This is a genomic window from Erysipelatoclostridium sp. An173 (assembly GCF_002160495.1).
In the GTDB taxonomy this organism is placed as follows: Bacteria; Bacillota_I; Bacilli_A; order Erysipelotrichales; family Coprobacillaceae; genus Thomasclavelia; species Thomasclavelia merdavium.
In genome coordinates, this window is sequence record NZ_NFKR01000079.1 from 1 (window position 1) to 2,574 (window position 2,574).

Sequence of the window (2,574 nt, forward strand, 5' to 3'; positions counted from 1 at the left end):
CATTCCTAACGATCGAAGTCTTAAAATTTCTTTTTCCTTTGCCATGATAAAAATGACCTCCTTTCATGCAATATAGATGTAAGGTGGGACTCCTTACAATTCTATTGTAGAAAGGAAAAACAAAAATAAAAGAAAAATCGTCATCACACTGGTGTGATGACGACATCAAACAAGTAACACTATTCGATTTTTAAAGTGAAATATTCAATTTAGTAAAGACAAATTCCAAAAATAATCAAAGCTGGTTATTATTTGCAATTGGTTCGGCTTTTTTTGCGAGTATGACTGCTATTTTAGGAAAAATAAGTATTGCAAATGTAGAGTCTAATCTTGGAACGGCAATAAGAACTAGTGTAGTTCTTGTTAAGGTAGAAACTGATGGTCAATATGTAACTGGCAAACAAAAAGAAATTCATACTATTTCAAAAAAAGAATTGATATTTATATGTCTATCTGGACTAGCAACAGGAGCTTCATGGCTATGTTATTATCGTGTTTTGCAACTAGGACCAGCTAGTGTTGTAGCACCGATAGATAAATTAAGTGTTTTAGTAACTGTTTTATTTTCTTATATTGTATTTAAAGAAAGGTTAAGTAAAAAACAAATTGTTGGTTTATTGCTTTTGATGCTTGGTACTATAGCAATGGCCTTATTATAATATATTTAAAAACAATCCAAATAGTGAAATAATGCTGTTATTTAGATGTTTAAATAGCATATTATTTCATAACGGGATTGTTTTTTATTAATCATGCTTATAAGGCATGATTTAGTCTTTAAGATAAGCATTTGTTTAAAGCAAGTTAGCGATATAAAATATATTATGTAGGATTTATTATCGAGGTGAAAAATGGAAATTAGTTATCGTTTATTTCAATGGGATGATATTGATGAAATAGTATCAATTATTTGTGATACATGGCAATTAGATAAGATGTGTAAAGATTATAAACAAGGAATTATATTTTCAAAGCAATATTTATATCAGGTTTTAAAGGATGCTAGTGATATATATGTAGCTATTGATCATGATAAGATTATTGGACTATTAGTATTGTCACTTTATTTAAAAAATAAAATTACAATACCTAAAAAGTATCAACAATATTTGTTGAAAATTGATGAAAATGAAACAAAGGTTAAAGATTATCAAAAAATGATTATTGATTATAAGCAAAATTGTTTATTTTTATACAAAAACAGTGCTATTAAATTTGCTAATGAAATAGTTTTATTTGCAGTTGATCGACGTTATCAGAGAAAGGGAATAGGCACTGAATTATTTAAACTTGCTGGTAGTATTTTTGAAAAAGAAGCACATAGTAGTTATTATTTATATACAGATACTAGTTGTAATTATTGCTACTATGATCATTTAGGAATGAAAAAAATGGGTTCATTGAAACCAAGAAAACAAGATGATTTTGAAATATATTTATATGGTAAAAATTAAATTTTGAATTAAATATACTATTATAAGTGGAGGGAATTATGGAATATAGAAAATTACCGCATGGAAATGAAGAAATAAGTGTATTGGGTTTTGGAACAAGTGCAATTGGTGAAGCTAGTGAAGAAGAAATTATTGCTACTGTTCAAATGGCAATTGAAAATGGCATTAATTATTTTGATTTAGCCTCTGGTCATGCTAATACTTTTGAAGCATTTGGAAAAGCAATTAAAGGTAAACGAGATCAAGTTTATTTACAAATTCATTTTGGTGCTAATTATGAAACAGGAGCATATGGCTGGACTACTAATCTAAATAAAATTAAAGAGTCTATTAAGTGGCAATTAGAAAAATTACAAACAGATTATATTGATTTTGGATTTATTCATTGTCTAGATGAACCAGCTGATTTAAAGGCAGTAAAAGAAGCTGGGGTTATTGATTACTTATTTGATTTAAAAGAAAAAGGAGTTATTCGTCATATCGGTTTATCATCACATACACCAGCTCTAGTTAATCAAGTATTAGATATGAATATCCTTGACATGGTAATGTTTAGTATTAATCCTGCTTATGATAATAATCATGGTAGTTATGCGATTGGTAAAAATGATGAACGAATGGCGCTTTATCAACGTTGTGAAAAAGAAGGAGTTGCTATTTCAGTAATGAAAGCCTTCAGTGCTGGTCAATTGCTGGATAAAGATAAATCACCATTTAAGCACGCTTTAATACATAGTCAATGTATTCAATATGCTTTAGATAAACCAGCAGTTGTAACAGTATTGCCTGGAATTAGAAATCGTGAAGATTTAAAAGATATTTTAAAATATAATCAGGCTACTGATGAAGAAAAGGATTATTCAATAATTGCTCAGTTCGATGAAATTGAATATATGGGAAAATGTGTTTATTGCAAACATTGTCATCCTTGTCCTTGTGGCTTAGACATTGCTTTAATAAATAAATATTATGATTTATCACTATTAGGTGATACATTAGCAAAAGATCATTATAACCATACATTCCTTTCCGCCTGAAGCTCCAAGGCACACATAGTCATGAAAATCAAGCATTTCTTTTTATCAAAGTAAGTGTTATAATATGTGTGGTTATATAAGCT

At 28.5% G+C, this 2,574-nt stretch carries 3 protein-coding genes; all 3 read left to right on the forward strand.

Features of this window, described 5'->3' with window-relative positions:
- Window positions 1–200 precede the first annotated feature (200 nt).
- The 3 genes from B5F09_RS14355 (at window position 201) to B5F09_RS14365 (ending at window position 2,491) form a co-directional block, all read left to right on the forward strand.
- Window positions 201–659 (forward strand): EamA family transporter, encoded by a 459-nt coding sequence (locus tag B5F09_RS14355; RefSeq protein WP_143357531.1) that lies wholly within the window; start codon window positions 201–203, stop codon window positions 657–659.
- Between the two features lie 192 nt (window positions 660–851).
- The gene (locus B5F09_RS14360; RefSeq protein ID WP_087375009.1) at window positions 852–1,454 is read left to right on the forward strand and encodes a GNAT family N-acetyltransferase; all 603 of its coding nucleotides are present in this window, start codon (window positions 852–854) and stop codon (window positions 1,452–1,454) included.
- Between the two features lie 38 nt (window positions 1,455–1,492).
- Window positions 1,493–2,491, forward strand: a complete 999-nt coding sequence (locus tag B5F09_RS14365; RefSeq protein WP_087375010.1) for an aldo/keto reductase — start codon at window positions 1,493–1,495, stop codon at window positions 2,489–2,491.
- The last annotated feature ends 83 nt before the right edge of the window (window positions 2,492–2,574 follow it).